The 16,154-nt window shown below is 71.4% G+C and carries 15 protein-coding genes; 9 read left to right on the top strand and 6 right to left on the bottom strand.

The window, feature by feature from the left end; all coding sequences use genetic code 11:
* Positions 1-121: 121 nt before the first annotated feature.
* Positions 122-1,135 carry an endonuclease/exonuclease/phosphatase family protein gene (locus tag SAVERM_RS22790; RefSeq protein ID WP_010985834.1) on the top strand — a complete coding sequence of 338 codons (1,014 nt, stop codon included), beginning with the start codon at positions 122-124 and terminating at the stop codon, positions 1,133-1,135.
* A 62-nt stretch (positions 1,136-1,197) separates the two neighbouring features.
* Positions 1,198-3,138, top strand: coding sequence for an FUSC family protein (locus SAVERM_RS22785; RefSeq protein ID WP_010985833.1), 1,941 nt, complete (start codon positions 1,198-1,200; stop codon positions 3,136-3,138).
* Between the two features lie 137 nt (positions 3,139-3,275).
* On the opposite strand, the gene snpA is transcribed toward SAVERM_RS22785, so the two are convergent.
* On the bottom strand, positions 3,276-3,959 hold the full coding sequence (snpA, locus tag SAVERM_RS22780; RefSeq protein WP_010985832.1) for a snapalysin: 684 nt from the start codon (positions 3,957-3,959) through the stop codon (positions 3,276-3,278).
* Between the two features lie 207 nt (positions 3,960-4,166).
* Between snpA and SAVERM_RS22775 the strand changes: the two genes are divergently transcribed.
* Complete coding sequence (locus SAVERM_RS22775; protein WP_010985831.1) at positions 4,167-5,117, top strand: LysR family transcriptional regulator; 951 nt, start codon at positions 4,167-4,169, stop codon at positions 5,115-5,117.
* Positions 5,118-5,174: 57 nt separating this feature from the next.
* Here the strand turns inward: SAVERM_RS22775 and SAVERM_RS22770 are convergent, their stop codons facing one another.
* Positions 5,175-7,277 (bottom strand): PhoX family protein, encoded by a 2,103-nt coding sequence (locus SAVERM_RS22770; RefSeq protein ID WP_010985830.1) that lies wholly within the window; start codon positions 7,275-7,277, stop codon positions 5,175-5,177.
* Between the two features lie 300 nt (positions 7,278-7,577).
* Here SAVERM_RS22770 and SAVERM_RS22765 point away from each other — a divergent pair, with 300 nt between their 5' ends.
* From SAVERM_RS22765 to SAVERM_RS22750, 4 genes are all read left to right on the top strand, one after another.
* Complete coding sequence (locus SAVERM_RS22765; protein WP_010985829.1) at positions 7,578-9,326, top strand: VWA domain-containing protein; 1,749 nt, start codon at positions 7,578-7,580, stop codon at positions 9,324-9,326.
* Positions 9,327-9,532: 206 nt separating this feature from the next.
* Complete coding sequence (gene metG / locus SAVERM_RS22760) at positions 9,533-11,257, top strand: methionine--tRNA ligase (protein WP_010985828.1); 1,725 nt, start codon at positions 9,533-9,535, stop codon at positions 11,255-11,257.
* A gap of 164 nt (positions 11,258-11,421) precedes the next feature.
* The gene (locus tag SAVERM_RS22755; RefSeq protein WP_010985827.1) at positions 11,422-11,907 is read left to right on the top strand and encodes a hypothetical protein; all 486 of its coding nucleotides are present in this window, start codon (positions 11,422-11,424) and stop codon (positions 11,905-11,907) included.
* Positions 11,908-11,977: 70 nt separating this feature from the next.
* Positions 11,978-12,511 carry a GNAT family N-acetyltransferase gene (locus tag SAVERM_RS22750; RefSeq protein ID WP_010985826.1) on the top strand — a complete coding sequence of 178 codons (534 nt, stop codon included), beginning with the start codon at positions 11,978-11,980 and terminating at the stop codon, positions 12,509-12,511.
* Here SAVERM_RS22750 and SAVERM_RS22745 read toward each other — a convergent pair.
* Genes SAVERM_RS22745 through SAVERM_RS22735 form a run of 3 tightly spaced genes read right to left on the bottom strand, consistent with a single transcriptional unit; the run spans position 12,492 to position 13,945 of the window.
* A complete protein-coding gene (locus SAVERM_RS22745) occupies positions 12,492-12,917 on the bottom strand; it encodes a hypothetical protein (RefSeq protein ID WP_010985825.1) in 426 nt (141 codons plus the stop codon). The two genes, SAVERM_RS22750 and SAVERM_RS22745, sit on opposite strands and share 20 nt — an antisense overlap.
* Positions 12,914-13,093, bottom strand: coding sequence for a DUF397 domain-containing protein (locus SAVERM_RS22740; RefSeq protein ID WP_037647769.1), 180 nt, complete (start codon positions 13,091-13,093; stop codon positions 12,914-12,916). Before SAVERM_RS22740 ends, SAVERM_RS22745 begins: the two co-directional genes overlap by 4 nt.
* Before the next feature lie 3 nt (positions 13,094-13,096).
* Positions 13,097-13,945 (bottom strand): helix-turn-helix domain-containing protein, encoded by an 849-nt coding sequence (locus SAVERM_RS22735; RefSeq protein ID WP_010985824.1) that lies wholly within the window; start codon positions 13,943-13,945, stop codon positions 13,097-13,099.
* 243 nt (positions 13,946-14,188) lie between these two features.
* Between SAVERM_RS22735 and SAVERM_RS22730 the strand changes: the two genes are divergently transcribed.
* Both SAVERM_RS22730 and SAVERM_RS22725 read left to right on the top strand, forming a co-directional pair.
* The gene (locus tag SAVERM_RS22730; protein WP_010985823.1) at positions 14,189-14,632 is read left to right on the top strand and encodes an ATP-binding protein; all 444 of its coding nucleotides are present in this window, start codon (positions 14,189-14,191) and stop codon (positions 14,630-14,632) included.
* An 80-nt stretch (positions 14,633-14,712) separates the two neighbouring features.
* Positions 14,713-15,039 (top strand): hypothetical protein, encoded by a 327-nt coding sequence (locus tag SAVERM_RS22725; RefSeq protein WP_062804697.1) that lies wholly within the window; start codon positions 14,713-14,715, stop codon positions 15,037-15,039.
* A gap of 167 nt (positions 15,040-15,206) precedes the next feature.
* Here the strand turns inward: SAVERM_RS22725 and SAVERM_RS22720 are convergent, their stop codons facing one another.
* Positions 15,207-16,142 (bottom strand): intradiol ring-cleavage dioxygenase, encoded by a 936-nt coding sequence (locus SAVERM_RS22720; RefSeq protein ID WP_042493429.1) that lies wholly within the window; start codon positions 16,140-16,142, stop codon positions 15,207-15,209.
* Positions 16,143-16,154: the final 12 nt, after the last annotated feature.

The following is a 16,154-nucleotide window of genomic DNA, read 5'->3' as shown; positions in this document are numbered from 1 at the left end:
GAACCCGGTCCTACCGCCGGGGGCACCTCGCAACCTTTCCCCCACGCACCCCGTCTTTGAGGGAGGATTCGGGCACTCCCTGGGGTACGGGGTACCCGACCCACGAGCGAAAGGCCGGCACGTGGAGACTGCGACCGCGGAGCGGACCGGCCCGGCCGAGGTCCGCCGACGGTCTCCGGCCCGGACCCTCGCCGCCTGGCTCGCCACGCTGCTGCTCACCGGCGTGAGCGTCGTCATGGGCTGCCGGGCCACCGGCCGCGACGGCATCACCCCCGTTCCGCAGCTGCTCGCCTTCCTGCCCTGGCTGCTCGCCCCCACCGGCCTCGCCCTGCTGCTCTTTCTGCTCGCCCGCCGGCGCACCGGCCTGGTCTGGGGCGTCCTCGTGCTCGGCGCCCTCGCCTGGTTCATCGAGCCGTACGGGAAGACCGGCGAACCCACCGGCACCCCGCTCGCCGAGCTGCGCGTCCTGACCTCCAACGTGCAGTTCGGACGCGGCACCGACTCCCTCGTCGCCGCCGTCCGCCGCGCACGGCCCGACATCGTGTTCGTGGAGGAGTGCGAGTACCGCTGCTCGGCGACCCTGGAGCGGGCCTTCGGCGGGAGCGACGGCACCTATCCCTACCGGCGGGCCGTCGAGGGCGCCGGGTCCGACGGGTCCGTGATCCTCAGCCGGTTCCCGCTCAGGGCCGCCGCGGGCGTGCCCGGCACCATGGGCATGCCGGGCGCCGTCGCCGACGTGCGCGGCCACGACGTACGGCTGCAACTGGCACATCCCATGCCCCCGCTGCCCGGGCAGCTCGACGTATGGCGCCGCGAACTGGGCAGGATCCGGGACTACGCCGTCGCCGGTGACGACCCCACGATCCTCGCCGGTGACTTCAACGCCTCCCAGGACCACGCAGCCTTCCGCCGCATCCTGGACACCGGACTGCGCGACGGCGCCCGCCTCGCCGGAGCCGACCGCACGCCCAGCTGGCCCGCGAGGACCGCCGGCGGCCGTCTGCGCCTGGGCGCCCAGATCGACCACGTCCTGGTCTCCCCGGACTTCTCGGCGAACTCCGCCGACTTCCTCGGCATCGACGGCACCGACCACCGCGCGCTGCTCGTCGATCTCACCCTCCACCAGCACGGATAAGCCCCGTACGGCACGGATGAGCCCCACCCGCGGGTGTGTACCCGCGGGTGTGTAATGGGGCCATGTCCCGTGCGTTCCCCGTCAGCCTCACCCCTCCCGACTGGCTGGTCAGGAACCTCCAACCGCAGCAGGCACCCGTCAACCGCTCCGCCGTCGTGCGCGCCTCCGTGGCCCTGGCCCTGCCGCTGGCGCTCGGGCTCGCTGCCGGCCGACCCGCGTACGGCGCGCTGGCCTCCATGGGCGCCCTGTCCGGGGTCATCAGCGACACCGCGGACGCGTACCGCATGCGGATACTCAACATCGCGATCCCGCAGCTCTTCGGCGCGCTCGGCGTCACGATCGGCGCACTGGCGTTCGGGCAGGGCTGGGTCACCGTCGCCGCCGTCACCGCGGTCGCGCTGGTGTCCGGGATGATCTCGTCGATCGGCGCGGTCGCCTCCGTCTCCGGTCTGCTGCTGCTCCTCAACTGCGTGATCGGCGCCGGGCTGACGTTGCCCGGCGCCTGGTGGCTGGCACCCCTGCTGATGTCCGGCGGCGGACTGCTCGTCCTCGCTCTCGCCCTGCTCACCTGGCCCCTGCGCTCGGGCGTCCCGGAACGGGCCGCGGTCGCGGAAACGTACCGAAGGGTCGCCGACCTGCTGGCCGCCTGCGCGACGGACGCGTACGACGACGCCCGGTACGCCATGACCGCCTCCCTCAACCAGTCGTACGACCTCGTGCTCGCCCGGCGCGCCCACCACCACGGCCGCAGCCCCGACCTCGTCCGGCTGCTCGCCCAGTTGAACGCCGCCACCCCGCTCGTCGAGGCCGCCCCGGCCGCCCACCAGGCCGGAAAGCGGCTCCCGGACGCGATCCCCACCGCCGTACGCCACCTCGCCGACGCCCTGGAGAGCGACTCCACCGGCCCCCTCAGGCTCAGCCTGCCCGAGCCGGAGGGGGAGACCGCCCGCGCCGTCGACCACGCCCTGCGGCACACCGCCGACGTCGTCACCGACCAGCCCACCGAGAAGGGCACCCCGCACACCGTCGACGACCTGGGCCGGCCCGCCGCCCTGCCCGTGCGAGCCGCGCGGGCCGCCCGCAACGTCGTACTGTCCGCCGCCTCCTGGCGCTACGGACTGCGCCTCGCCCTGTGCATCGGCATCGCCCAGGCCCTGGTGTCGCTCGTCGTGGTCCCGCGCTCGTACTGGGTGGCCCTCACCGTCACCTTCGTCCTGAAGCCCGACTTCGGCTCGGTCTTCTCCCGGGCGCTGCTGCGCGCGCTGGGGACGGTGGCGGGGCTCGCGGTCGCGGCCGGGGTGCTCACCCTCGTTCCGCGCGGCTGGTGGGACGTGCTGGTGATGATGCTCCTCGGCCCGCTCATCCCGGCGCTCACCCCGCGCGGCTACGGCTACCAGACCGCCGCCATCACCCCGGTGATCCTCCTCCTCTCCGACACCCTCAACCACCAGGGCACGGGCCTGCTCGTGCCGCGCCTGGTCGACTCACTGGCGGGCTGCGCGATCGCGCTCGTCGCCGGATATCTGCTGTGGCCGGAGAGCTGGCACACGCGGGTCGGGCAGCATCTCGCGAACGCGGTCGCCGACACCGCGTCCTACGTGGAGAACGCGTTCGGCGCGGGCGTCGACCCCGCCGCCCGCCCCCGGATGCGGCGCCGCCTCTACCGCGATCTGTCCGCCATCCGTACGGAGTTCCAGCGGGCGCTGACCGAACCGCCGCCCATGGGACGGCGGGCGGCCGCCTGGTGGCCGCTGGTCGTGGCCACCGAACGGATCGTGGACGCGACGACGGCGGCGCGGGTGCGGGTGAAACAGGGCGCCCCGGCCCCGACCGCCGCCGAGATCGCCCAGGTGACCCTGCAGCTGCGGGAGTTGTCGGACGGGCTGCGCGAGACGAACGTGCTCGTGGGGGTGCGTACGGACCTCACCGGGCCCGCGGACAGTGTGCTGGAGCCGCTGCGGCAGGAGGTGGCGGCGGCGCGGGCGATCACCTCGCCCCGCTGACGGGGACAGCAGGCCCGCACAACGCCGATGCGGGCCGCCCCGTGCAGGGAGACGGCCCGCACCCGTGGGGGGTGGGACAAGTGAAGGTGCGCGGTGACGCGTCGCGCGGCCGCGGTCCGCGCGGCCGCGCGAGGGGCTCAGCCCTGGCGGCCGGCCTTCTGGAGGGCCTTGTCGAGGGCCTTCGCGAAGCCGTTGACCCACAGCTGGTTCACGCGGGAGCGCTCGGCCGAGTTCGGGTAGGCGTTGGTGCAGGACGTGCCGGGGCCGCCGCCCGACATCAGCTCACTGCACGGCCCGGTGTAGTGGTCGGGAAGACCGAGCACGTGCCCGGTCTCGTGGGCGGTCACGCGGGTGGAGTCGTACTGCCGGTTCTGCGCGTAGTCGAGGAAGACATAGCCGCTGCCGTGACCGTCCGTGGAGGCGTACGAGCCACGGGAGTCGTTGCCCTCGCGGTAGCTGAAGTCGGCATTCGACGCGGAGCCCGACTGGAGCTTCACGTTCGACACCGAGCCGTTCCATATCTGGGTGCTGCGGGCTATCACGGAGCTGAACGAGGGCGCGCGGGAGGCGTCGTACACGACGGTGACGGCCGCGGCGCTTCTCGGCTGGGCGGCGCGCTTCTCGGCGACGGACTTGATGACGGCCTCGAAGAACGCCTGGTTGGCCTTGGCCTCCGCGGCCGAGCCGGTGTAGCCCGAGTACGCCGTGGCGGCGGCCGGTGCGACGGGCGCGGCCGTGGCCGGTACGGCCATGCTCAGCGAGGCGGTCGCGAGACTCAGACCGACCGCAGCCGCCGCGAGGGCGGACGTGGACATGCGCATCGATGACTCCTTGTGGGTGGGGGGTGAAGTCGTCATCGGTGAGTGTTGATGCCTGTGCGGCGGCTGTGATGATGGCAAGTGGTGATAGGACGGACGTATCCCGGCCACCGGGTCCGAGGTGGGGGCCTGAGGTGCGCCGACTCGCCTGTGTTGCATGGGGTTTGTGAGTCTGGTGAATCTTTAAGTTCCGGCTTAGGCTCCGCAGGCATGGAGCTTGAGGTCAGGCACCTCCGCGCGCTGTGCGCCATAGCGGACACCGGCAGCCTGCACCGTGCCGCCCGCCAACTCGGCGTGGCACAGCCCTCGTTGAGCACGCAGTTGCGCCGCATCGAACAGGAGCTGGGCGGCGAGCTGTTCACCCGCGAGCGCACCGGCTGCCGCCCCACCCCGCTCGGCCGGACCGTCCTGGGCCGGGCCCGCCCGCTGCTGGCCGAAATGCGCACCCTGGTCGCCGAGGCGCGGGCCGCCGCCGCGGACGAGCCCCAGCTGCGCATCGGCTCCACCGCGAGCCGCGCCCTCGCGGGCTGGCTGCGCCGCCTGCGCGTCCGTCGCGGCGAACCCCTTCTCCAGATGGACGTCTCCGCGAACGCGCTGCTCAACCTGGTCGCCGAGGGCCGCCTCGACGTCGCCTTCGTGCACGAGGTGGAGGGCTGCCCGCTGCGCGTCCCGGACGGGCTGCGGCTGCGCGTCCTGGTGGAGCGGGAGCCCCAGTTCGTCTCCCTCCCCCACGACCATCCGGCCGCCGGCCGCCCCGTCGTCCACCTCTCCGACCTGGCCGCGGACCGCTGGATGGTGGACCCGACCGTCGACGGCGAGTGGGACGCCGTGCACCGGATGCTGCGCGCGGCCGGGCTCAACCCGCGCATCCTGCACGGCGATTACCACACGGCCGCGACCCTGGTGGCCACCGGCGAGGTCGTCACGGTCTGCCAGCCGACCTCCCCGTCCCGCCCCGAGATGGCGGTCCGCCGGCTGCACGGCGACCCCCTCGGCGTACGGCTGCTGGTGGCGGCCCGCACGGAGGCGGAACTGGACGGCGTCTTCCCGGAACTGGCGGAGGCGTACTGGGAGACGGCGCGCCAGGCACCGGCATACCGCGAGTGGCTGGAACGCGTCGCGTCCCAGCCACTGGGCCCCGATGCCGTGGCCGTCTGCTAGACCCCGATGTCGCGGCCGTCCGCTAGACCCCGTAGACCCCGATGCCGCGGCCGTCCACTAGATCCCGATGTCGCAGCCGTCCGCGCGCCACACCGCGACCACGGCCGGGCGGACGATCTTCCCGGGGCCGTCGGGCCAGGTGCTCGCGGGCTTCTCGACGGACGCGCCGTCGACCTCGCCCGGGTGCTGGACGGCGACCAGCACGCGCCGGTCCTGGACGATCGGCCCACAGGTCTCGGCGCCGGTCGGCACGGTCAGGAACTGCTTCAGCTCACCGCGCCGGTCCCCCCTGGTCGCGACGCCGAACAGTCCGTCGTGGGAACCGAGCTGGTTGCCGTCGGTGGAGATCCACAGGTTGCCGTGCGGGTCGAAGGCCACGTTGTCCGGGCAGGAGATCGGGCTGACCCGGTCCTTGGGGAAGCCCGCGAAGTAGGTGGACGAGTCGGCCGGGTCGCCCGCGACGAGGAAGAGCGACCAGCCGAAGGTGAGGCTTTCGGGCCGGCTGTGGCGTTCCGTGAGTTCCAGGATGTGCCCGTGCTTGTTGGCGTTGCGCGGGTTGGCCTCGTCGGCGGGCGCGTAGCCGGTCTTGCCGCGGTTGGAGTTGTTGGTCAGCGCGACGTACACCTTGCCGGTGTGCGGCGAGGGCTGGATGTCCTCCGGGCGGTCCATCTTGGTGGCGCCCACCTTGTCGCCGGCGAGCCGGGTGAAGACGAAGACCTCCTCGGCCGTCATCCCCTCGACGTGGGACACGGCCCCGCCGGCGGTGGCGGTGGCGAGCGGGATCCAGCTGCCGCCGCCGTCGAACTCCCCGTCGCCCGGCAGCTTCCCGCTGCCGTCGATGTCGGTGGCCGGGGAGTCACCGGTCAGCTTGGCGACGTACAGCGTGCCCTCGTCGAGGAGCGAGAGGTTGTGCTCACGCGCGGAGCGGGAGGTGCCGTGGCGCATCCGCTTGCTGCCGACGAACTTGTAGAAGTAGTCGAAACGCTCGTCGTCGCCGGTGTAGACGACCGGGCGCCCGTCGTCCGTGAGCCGCACGGTCGCGGCCTCGTGCTTGAAGCGGCCGAGCGCGGTGTGCTTGCGGGGCGTGGAGGCGGGGTCGTACGGGTCGAACTCGACGACGTATCCGAAACGGTGCACCTCGTTGGGCTCCTGGGCGATGTCGAACCGCCGGTCGAACCGCTCCCACTTGCGCTCGGTGGCGCCGGTGCCGATGCCGTACCGCGTGTCGGTGGGGCGGGAGCCGTTCGCGAAGTACTGGTTGAAGTTCTCCTCGCCGTGGAGGGTCGTGCCCCAGGGGGTCGTACCGCCGGAGCAGTTGTTGAGGGTGCCGAGGACCTTGCGGCCGGTCGGGTCGGCGGACGTCCTGAGGAGGGCGGAGCCGGCGGCGGGCCCGGTGAGCCGGAACTCGGTGGTGGCGGTGACGCGCCGGTTGAGGTGGTGCCGGGTGACGGCGGTGAGCCTCCCCGTCCCGCGGTCCTCCTCCACCACGACGGCGGACAGACCGTGGGCGGCCCAGGCGACCTCGACCTGCCGGCGGGTCGGGCTGGCGGCGTCGTACCCGCGGAACATCAGGATCTCGTCGGTGTACTCGTGGTTGGCGACGAGCAGCTGCCGCCCCCGCTCGCCGGGCAGGGGCAGGAGGGCGAGGAAGTCGTTGTTGTACCCGAACTGGCCGGCCTGGGCCTCGGCGGTCTGGTTCTCCGGGTCGAAGGCCGGGGCACCGCGCAGGATGGGCTCGCCCCAGCGGATGACGACGTTCTGCCGGTAGCCGTCGGGGGTCACGACGGCGTCGGTGGTGTTGGGGGCGACGGGCGTGAACCGAAGCCCGCGCGCGCCGCGCCGGGACGAGGTGGACTGCGCGGTGGGCTGCGCGGTGGGCTGCGCCGCGTACGGGGTCCCGGTCGCGGCCTGCGCCTGCGCCTGCGGGGCCCGGGCGACCGCGGCGGTACCCGCGCCGGCGGCGACCGTGACGACGGCGGCGGCCCGCATCATCGAGCGCCGGCTGAGCGCGCCCGCGATGACATCGCCGACATATTGGTTGGCGCTGGTGTTGGGCACCTCTTGGAAGCAGGCGTCACCGCACCGGAAGCGACAGGTCAGGGCGGACCGGCCACCGGGATGCGAGGCGGGCGTTCCGATCAACGGCAGCAGTCTGCGCACTTTACTCTCCCCATACGTTCCCTTGATCTCGGCGTGACGCTATGGGGACGCGTGTGCGGGAGGAGGGCGTGCGGCTGAACGGAGGGTGAACCCGCGGGATCCGTACGGGGGTTGGCGCGGGGTGGACGCGGGATGGACGTCGGATCGGCAGGGGATTGCCGTGCGGGTCGACGTGGGTCCCGTCGTGGCCGGTTCTCGCCCGTCGGACCCACCCCAAGATCACCAGCTGTGACCGCTAACCTTACGTGTCCGTCCTGGCCAGGGATTGACGGGCTTCAACTCACGCGAAGGGTTGCGCACATGGGCATTCTTACTCTCCTGAGGAACGCGTTCGGCCGCTCACGCAAGGGTCGTGCCGCCGACGGGGAGCCCTCGCGGGAGACCACGTCGGAGCCGACCGTTCCGGCCCCGGCGGGCGAGCGGGAGGCTACCGCGGAGCCGGACCGGCCCACCGAGGCCCCGGCGGAGGTACCGGCCCAGGCGTCCGTGGTGGACGAACTGGTGTCGGCAGCGTTCGACAACGTGGCGGTCCCGAAGCCGAGGGCTACGGAGGCAACCGAAAAGGCCACGGAGGCCACGGAGGCCAAGGAAACGAAGGCCGAGGAGGCCGAGGAGCCGGAGGTCACAGAGGCCGAGGCACCGGAGGCCGAGGCACCGGAGGTTGCACCGGAGCCGACGGTCGAGCCGGAGCCGGTGGCCGAGACCACCCCTGAGCCCGAGCCGGAGCCCGAGCCGGTGGCCGAGACCACCCCCGAGCCTGAGCCGGTGGCCGAGGTGGCACCCGAGCCCGAGCCGAAGCCCGAGCCGGAGGCCGAGGTGGCACCCGAGCCGGAGCCGGTGGCCGAGACCACCCCTGAGCCCGAGCCCGAGCCGGAGCCGGCGGTCGCCGAAAAGACCGCGGAGCCCGAACCGGTCGTCGAGCCGGAGTCGGAGCCGGTGGCCGAGACGGCCCCTGAGCCCGAACCGGCGGTCGAGCCGGAGCCCGACCCCGAACCGGTGGCCGAAGCGGCCCCCGAGCCGGTAGCCGAGGTGGCCCCCGAGCCGCAGCCCGAGCCGGAGCCGGCGGTCGAACCGGAGCCGGTGGCCGAAGCGGCACCCGAGCCCGAGCCTGCGGCAGAGGCGACCTCCGAGCCCGAACCGGCGGTCGAGCCGGCCCCCGAGCCGGTAGCCGAGGTGACCCCCGAACCGCAGCCCGAGCCCGTGGCTGAGGCGACCCCCGAGCCCGAGCCGACGGTCGAAGCCACCCCCGAGCCCGAACCGGTGGCCGAAACCACCCCCGAGCCCGAGCCCGAGCCGACGGTCGCCGAAAAGACCGCGGAGCCAGAGCCGGAGCCGGTGGCCGAGCAGCCCACCCCGGAACCGTCAGCCGCCGACGGCGACCAGGCCCCACAGGGCCCCGCCACCCGCGTGAAGTCCGACGCCCCCGGCCTGCTCACCGCCTACAAGGCCGCCGCCACCACCCTCGAGAAGAACGACCTCACCGGCACCCGGGCCAAGGTCTACCTCGTCCTCGACCGCTCCGCCTCCATGCGCCCGTACTACAAGGACGGCTCCGCCCAGGCCCTCGGCGAGCAGACCCTCGCCCTCGCCGCCCACCTCGACCCCGAGGCCACGGTCCACGTCGTCTTCTTCTCGACGGAACTGGACGGCACCGGCGAGCTCACCCTCACCGAGCACGAGAACAAGATCGACGAGCTCCACACGGCCCTCGGCCGCATGGGCCGTACCAGCTACCACGCGGCCGTCGAGGCCGTGCTCGCCCACCACGAGAAGTCGGCGGACCCCAAGGCCCCCGCCCTGGTCGTCTTCCAGACGGACGGCGCCCCGGACGCCAAGACCCCGGCCACCCAGGCCCTCACGGACGCGGCCAAGAACCACCCCACCGTCTTCTTCTCCTTCGTCGCCTTCGGAGAGCACGACAACAAGGCCTTCGACTACCTCCGCAAGCTGAAGACCGGCAACACGGCCTTCTTCCACGCGGGCCCGACCCCGCGCGAACTCACGGACGCCGAGCTCTACGAGGGCGTACTGGCAGCCTGGCGCCCGTAACCCTCCGCGCGTAAGCGCGTAAGCGCGTAAGCGCGCAACGCCCCGCCCCCAACCCCCCGGCCGTACGCGGCCGAAACGCCGCCCGCTTCCCACCCCGTAAAACGGGGAGCGGGCGGCGTACCCATGTCGGCTACGATTTCAAGGTTCCAGACGACCCGAAAACCACGAGATCGTCACCCCGCGTAGCGACTTGGGAGCAGCCCGCGATGGCTCGACACCTCATCACCAGCGCCCTTCCGTACATCAACGGGATCAAGCACCTGGGCAACATGGTGGGGTCCATGCTCCCGGCGGACGTGTACTCCCGGTACCTCCGCCAGCGCGGCCACGACGTCCTGTACATCTGCGCGACGGACGAGCACGGCACGCCGGCCGAGCTGGCGGCGAAGGAGCGGGGCCTCCCGGTCGACGAGTTCTGCGCGCAGGCGCACGACGCGCAGAAGGCGGTGTACGACGGCTTCGAGCTGGCCTTCGACTACTTCGGCCGCAGCTCCAGCGAGCAGAACCGCGAGATCACCCAGCACTTCGCCCGCCGCCTGAACGAGAACGGCTTCATCGAGGAGCGCGCGATCCGCCAGGTGTACTCCCCGGCGGACGGCCGCTTCCTGCCCGACCGCTACGTGGAGGGCACCTGCCCCCACTGCGGTTACGACAAGGCCCGCGGCGACCAGTGCGAGAACTGCACGCGCGTCCTGGACCCGACCGACCTCATCAACCCCCGCTCGGCGATCTCCGGCTCGACGGACCTGGAGGTCCGGGAGACGAAGCACCTCTTCCTCCTCCAGTCGAAGCTCCAGCACGAGGTCGAGGAGTGGGTCGCCCGCCACGAGGAGGAGTGGCCGCAGCTGGCGTCCTCCATCGCCCGCAAGTGGCTGAACGAGGGGCTGCACGACCGCGCGATCACCCGTGACCTGGACTGGGGTGTCCCGGTCCCGGCCGACACCTGGCCGGAGCTGGCCGCCGAGGGCAAGGTCTTCTACGTCTGGTTCGACGCACCGATCGAGTACATCGGGGCGACGAAGGAGTGGTCGGACCTGGACCCGGAGAACCGTGACTGGAAGTCGTGGTGGTACGACGCCGACTCCGGCGAGAACCCGGTCCGCTACACGGAGTTCATGGCGAAGGACAACGTCCCCTTCCACACCGTCATGTTCCCGGCCACGGAACTCGGCGTGCGCGAGCCGTGGAAGAAGGTCGACTACGTCAAGGCGTTCAACTGGCTGACGTACTACGGCGGAAAGTTCTCCACGTCCCAGAAGCGCGGCGTCTTCACGGACCACGCGCTGGAGATCCTCCCCGCGGACTACTGGCGCTACTTCCTGATCGCCAACGCGCCGGAGTCGGACGACTCGTCGTTCACGTGGGAGCACTTCACGGCGACGGTCAACAAGGACCTGGCGGACACGCTGGGCAACTTCGTGAACCGCGTCCTGTCCTTCTCGAAGAAGCGCTTCGGCGAGGAGGTCCCCGCGGGTGCCCCGGCCGGCGAGTCGGAGACGAAGCTGGGCGAGGAGATCGCGGCCCTGCTCGCGGAGTACGAGTCGCACATGGAGACGCTCCAGTTCCGCAAGGCGGCCGCCGCCCTGCGCGCCCTGTGGTCGGCGGGCAACTCCTACCTGGAGGAGAAGGCTCCCTGGCTGGAGATCAAGACCAACCCCGAGGGCGCGGCGCTGACCCTGCGTACGGCGATGAACCTGATCCACCTCTACTCGGTGGTCTCGGAGCCCTTCATCCCCGCCTCCTCCAAGGCCATGCGCTCGGCGTTCGCGCTGAGCGAGGACACGGCGACGTGGGTGACGCAGGACGAGGCGAAGTCCCTGGACTCGGTCCCGGCGGGCACGCCGTTCACCGTCCCCCCGGTCCTCTTCGCCAAGATCACTGACGAGGACCTGGAGTCGTACAAGGAGCGCTTCGGCGGCGCACCGGAGTAAGTCCCGGCGCAGCCGCGGAAGGGCCCGGCACCGTGGGGTGCCGGGCCCTTCCGCGTCGGATGATGCCGGTTCCCTCTGTACTGTCCCGCACCGTCCCTCACCGTCCACTGGCCTGAACCTGACCCCCGTGCTGACATGCCCGCGTCCGCCCGTATGGTTTCGCCATGGCAGTACCCCACGTCATCCCGATCGCCTACCAGCCGAAGCACCGCACGGACAGCATCGGTCGCTACGCGGACGGCCAGTTCCTGGCGTCGGTCACGTACGCGTTCCCCGAGGGCTTCCGGCCGGCCGACGGCTGGGAGGAGCACAAGCGTCTCTACACGGTGCTCCACACCTTCGACGCCGAAGGCCGCTACCGCGACTCGGAGATCTGGTGTGCCGGCACCTGGGCCGAGCAGCAGCGCACCCCGGCCGGTGAGAACGGCGAGAACCCGGTCCTCGCCCGAGCCCGCGCCCACCTGGCCAAACTCCTGCGCAGCCTCCCCCGGCGCGCCTACACCGACATCGCGATACGCCCCTTCCGGCTCACGGTCGACGGCGTCCTCTTCGGCCTGCTGACGGGGGAGGACGAGGGGGAGCACTGGGCGGAGCTCTACCCGGACCGCCTCGGCTTCGGCGAGCCGTGGGACGGCCGCTACGACACCTGACCCACAGCCGACGTCACACCGGCCTCGCCCCCGATTACCCCTGCGCCGCCGCCTTCGACAAGATGGGGTCATGACCGAGATCCACACCCCTCGCCTCCTCCTCCGCCGCTGGACCGACGACGACCTCGCCCCCATGGCGGAGATCAACGCGGACCCGGAGGTCATGCGCTGGGTCGGGGACGGTTCGGTGCGCGATCTGGAGCTCACGGCCCAGGACATCGAGCGGTGGGAGGAGGAGTGGGACGAGGAAGGTCTCGGCCTCTTCGCCGTCGAACTGCTGGCCTCCGGCGAGCTGGCCGGGTTCACCGGCCTGTCCTGGTCCGAGTTCCTGCCCGACGCGCTGCCCGACGTGCAGATCGGCTGGCGGCTCGGCCGGCAGTTCTGGGGTCAGGGGTACGCCTCCGAGGCCGCCCAGGCGACGCTGGAGTTCGCCCTCCAGGACCGTGGCCTCGAACGCGTCGTCGCCGCCGTCCGGCCGGGCGACGAGGCCTCCGAGAACGTACTGCGCAAGCTCGGCATGCCCGCGGAACGCGAGATCACGCACCCCGAACACGGCTTCCCCCTGACCGTGCACGCCATCGACCTCACCGAGTACGAGGCGTAGGCGCGAGGTCCGCGACGTCCGCGACGTCCGCGGGGGGCAGCCCGCCGATATGCCCCACGGGCCTACCGCTTGCCGGGCAGACCCACACCGCCGCGCCGCCCACGACGGTCGCCGTGAGGGGGTGACCGCCCGGATGCGCCGGACAGTGCGGCCACACGGCCGGCTCGCCCTGGCCCCACAGCGCCTCCACGGCCCAGTCCTGCACCTGGTCGGCGACGGCGACGAGCAGCGCGGCCGCGGGCCTGCCGTCCGGCTCCCCGTACACGCCCTGTCCGGAGCCGTCGGGGGCGTAGAGGATGACGCCGGGATACTCCTCGTCCTCACGCACCTCCGGCTGCACGGAGCACTGCGCCCGAAGATCCCGGAGCACCACGGAGAGAGCCCCGGCGAACTCCTCACCGATCAAGGCCGCTCCGCCTGTATCCGACGGAGCAGGGCGGCCAGGCTGTCGCGGGTGACAGCTATCTGCCGAGCAGGGGCATCGCTCTCGCGCAGCAACACCGTGTCATTACTCAGGGCGAGTTCCACACACTCGTTGCCGTCCCCGCCACCGGAGAACGAAGACTTCTGCCACTGAATCACGTCTCACAGTTCCTTCGTCAATCGGTGAATGTAGTCCCGCGACTTGGCGGGCGGCAGGGCTGCCGACTCCACCCTACGGAAGAGAGTTCGCATGGCCAGCAGTTGCGCGGAGGCGTCCAGAAACACGGAGCCATACGGGGCGTCGCGCTGCACGGTGTCCAGCGCCGGCACCCGACCGCCCGCGTAGAGCATCATCGCGCCCGCCCCGGCGAAGCCGTCGACACCGAAGGGGATCACCCGCAAGCTGACGTTGGGGCGCTCCGACTGGCTGAGCAGCTCATCGAGTTGAGCGACGGCCACTCGGCGGTCGGCGACTCGCGTACGTAGTACGGACTCGTGTATCACCGCCTCGTAGGGGACGGTCCTCTCCGAGAGAACCAGCTTGCGGCGCATACGGTGCCTCACACGCAAATCCAGTTCGTCCACAGGGAGTTCCGGGACGACATAGGCGAAGACCGCGCGTGCGTACTCCTGGGTCTGAAGCAGGCCAGGCACATGCACAGTGCCGACCACCCGCATGAAGGTGGCATGGTGCTCCAGCTCCGCCAGATCCTGGAAGACGGGTGGCAGCACGTCCCGGTACTCCTCCCACCACCCGCGCGTACGGTCCGTCGCCATCTCCACCAGGGCGTCGACCAACTCCATGTCGGCAGAGGCGTACTGCACCCCGAGCTTGCGTACGCGTTCCCCGCTGACTCCGGCGTTGCCCGCTTCGATCTGGCTCATCTGCGCCGGGTTCGTCCCCAGCAGCGCTGCCGCCTGCCGGGAGGTCAGACCCGCAGCATCCCGCAATTTGCGCAGCTCAGCACCTAGGCGGACTTGGCGAGCAGTCGGTTGAATCCTCGCGGGCACTCCGCCTCCCCTTCCCGAACAACACTGTCCCCACACAGGGTTGGTCACCCCGATCGGGTGTCAGATTACGCGAACGACTTGCAGGGGCGAAACATTTAGCCCTACCGTCGGTGACGCGACGCACACGCTGCGGAACCCGGGGACCCGGAAGCGCACCGCACCGTCATGCCATGACGGGCGCGACACTGCCACCGCCCGCCAACCGCCGCTCTCCTTCACTCCCCTCCCTGACCAGGAGTCCGCATGCCCGAAAACGGCGAACCGGCCGACGCCCCGGCCGACGCACCGTGGGAGTACACCCTCTCCATCCCCAACGATCCTCGCGCCGTCACGATCTGCCGCCGCACCCTCCGCCTGATCCTCGCCCTCCACGGTCTGCCCCATCTCACGGAGTCCGCCGAACTCGTGGCCACCGAGCTCGTCGCCAACGCCGTCCAGCACACCAAGGGGCCGGCGGCCATACGGCTCCGCTGGGCGAACCGCGTCCTGCGCATCGGCGTATGGGACGCGGACCCCACCCCACCGACCCCGGCTCCGACTCCGGCAACAGCACTCGCAGAGTCCGGCCGCGGCCTGGCTCTCGTACAGGGATGTGCGAACGGCTGGGGCTGGTACCACCTGGGCAGGTCCCACGTCCCGGGTGGCACAGGCAAGTTCATCTGGTGCGAACTGACCACCGCGGCGTGAACGTTCCTTCCCCACCCGAAAGGGTGATCCCATCCCGTCGCCCGGACCTCCGGTCCAAGATCCCCCTAGGTTCCGCCACAGTGCTGGAAGTCGGCCTGGAGAACGCTCCGGCCAGGAAGAAGTGGAGAGAGCTGATGGCGGTCATCACCAACTTCCCGGGCCGGGGAACTTCCATCGAGGAGACGTACCTGGGGGGCAAGGCCGACGGCAAAGCTGAAGGCAAGGCCGAAGGCGTCCTGCGTGTGCTGAAGAGGCGCGGCATCCCGGTCCCGGACGAAGTCCGTCAGCGTGTTTCCGACTGCGCCGACCCCGACACGCTGGACCGCTGGCTCGACCAGGCCGTCACGGTCAGCGACGCGGAAGACCTGTTCGCCGAGGATCCGAAGGACGTCCCGGACCAGGCCTGACCGACCTCGACACCCTCGGCCACCGGCTCGGCCGAGCCGTCACCGCCGGCACGGCAGACGACCTGTTCGCGGCGGAGCCGGCCGCCCCTGCCTGACCCGGTACGGCAGCCCGAAGGGCCCGGAACTCCGGCCTCCTGGAGTTCCGGGCCCTTCACCACCCAAGTACCTCAGCCGGCGGACGCCGACGCGCTCGGCGGCGTGTCCGTGCTGTCGTGCGTCTCGTCCGGGGCCACGCCCAGCGTCAGGTGGGCGCGGACGCCCTTCGCGATGTGCCTCTTGTTGTACTTGAGGTACAGCAAGCCGCCCGCGTGCCCGTTGTCCGGGTAGATGGTGTCCTCGTCGAGGGTCGTGCGGGTGGCCGCGTTCGTGGAGTACGGAGCCACTTCCGCCGACGCCAGCACCGACTTCTCGTCGAAGAACAGCTGGCCCGTGTGGCAGGTGTGCCCGCCCTCGTAACCCGCGTCCGTCCAGGTGCCGTCGACGTGCACCTTCACGTGGATGTGCACGCAACGGCCCTGGTACCAGCCCGGGAAGACCGTCCTGAACGTGACATAGCCATGCTTGTCCGTCTTCCAGGTGCCCCGGAGGTAGCGCTCGTCGTCCGTCGGCTCGGCGTGACCGCCACCGCCGCCGCCCGGGCCGCCGGTCGGGGGCTCGCCGGTCGGGGTGCCGGTGGGGGCTCCCGTCGGCGGCGGGTTTCCACCGCCGCCACCGCCGTTGCCGCTCGACTCGTAGCCCGAGTAGACGCCCAACGCGCTGCAGTGCCAGATGTCCACGGCCGCGTTCCGCAGCGGCTTGCAGGTGTCCGCGTCGATCACCTTGAGGGTGAGGGTCAGCGGAATGCCCTCCTCGTCCTCGGTGACGTCCTGGCGGATCTTGTCGGCGTCGATGTAGTAAGGGCCCTCGGTGGTCTCCGAGGTGAGGGTGTAACACGTCTCGGAGCCCGACGAAGAGGAGACGTCGGAGGTCGCCTCGTCCGCGAAGGCGTTGACGGCCAGTCCGCCGCCCACGCCCACGGCCGCGATGGCCGCGCCACCGGTCACGACGACCTTACGTCGCGTCAGATCCCGTTTGTTTACCTGTCCTTCGGGGGTCTCAGTCATGAGGGGGGAGGC

Source organism: Streptomyces avermitilis MA-4680 = NBRC 14893 (assembly GCF_000009765.2).
GTDB lineage: Bacteria > Actinomycetota > Actinomycetes > Streptomycetales > Streptomycetaceae > Streptomyces > Streptomyces avermitilis.
This window is presented reverse-complemented; position numbering and strand designations above follow the sequence as displayed.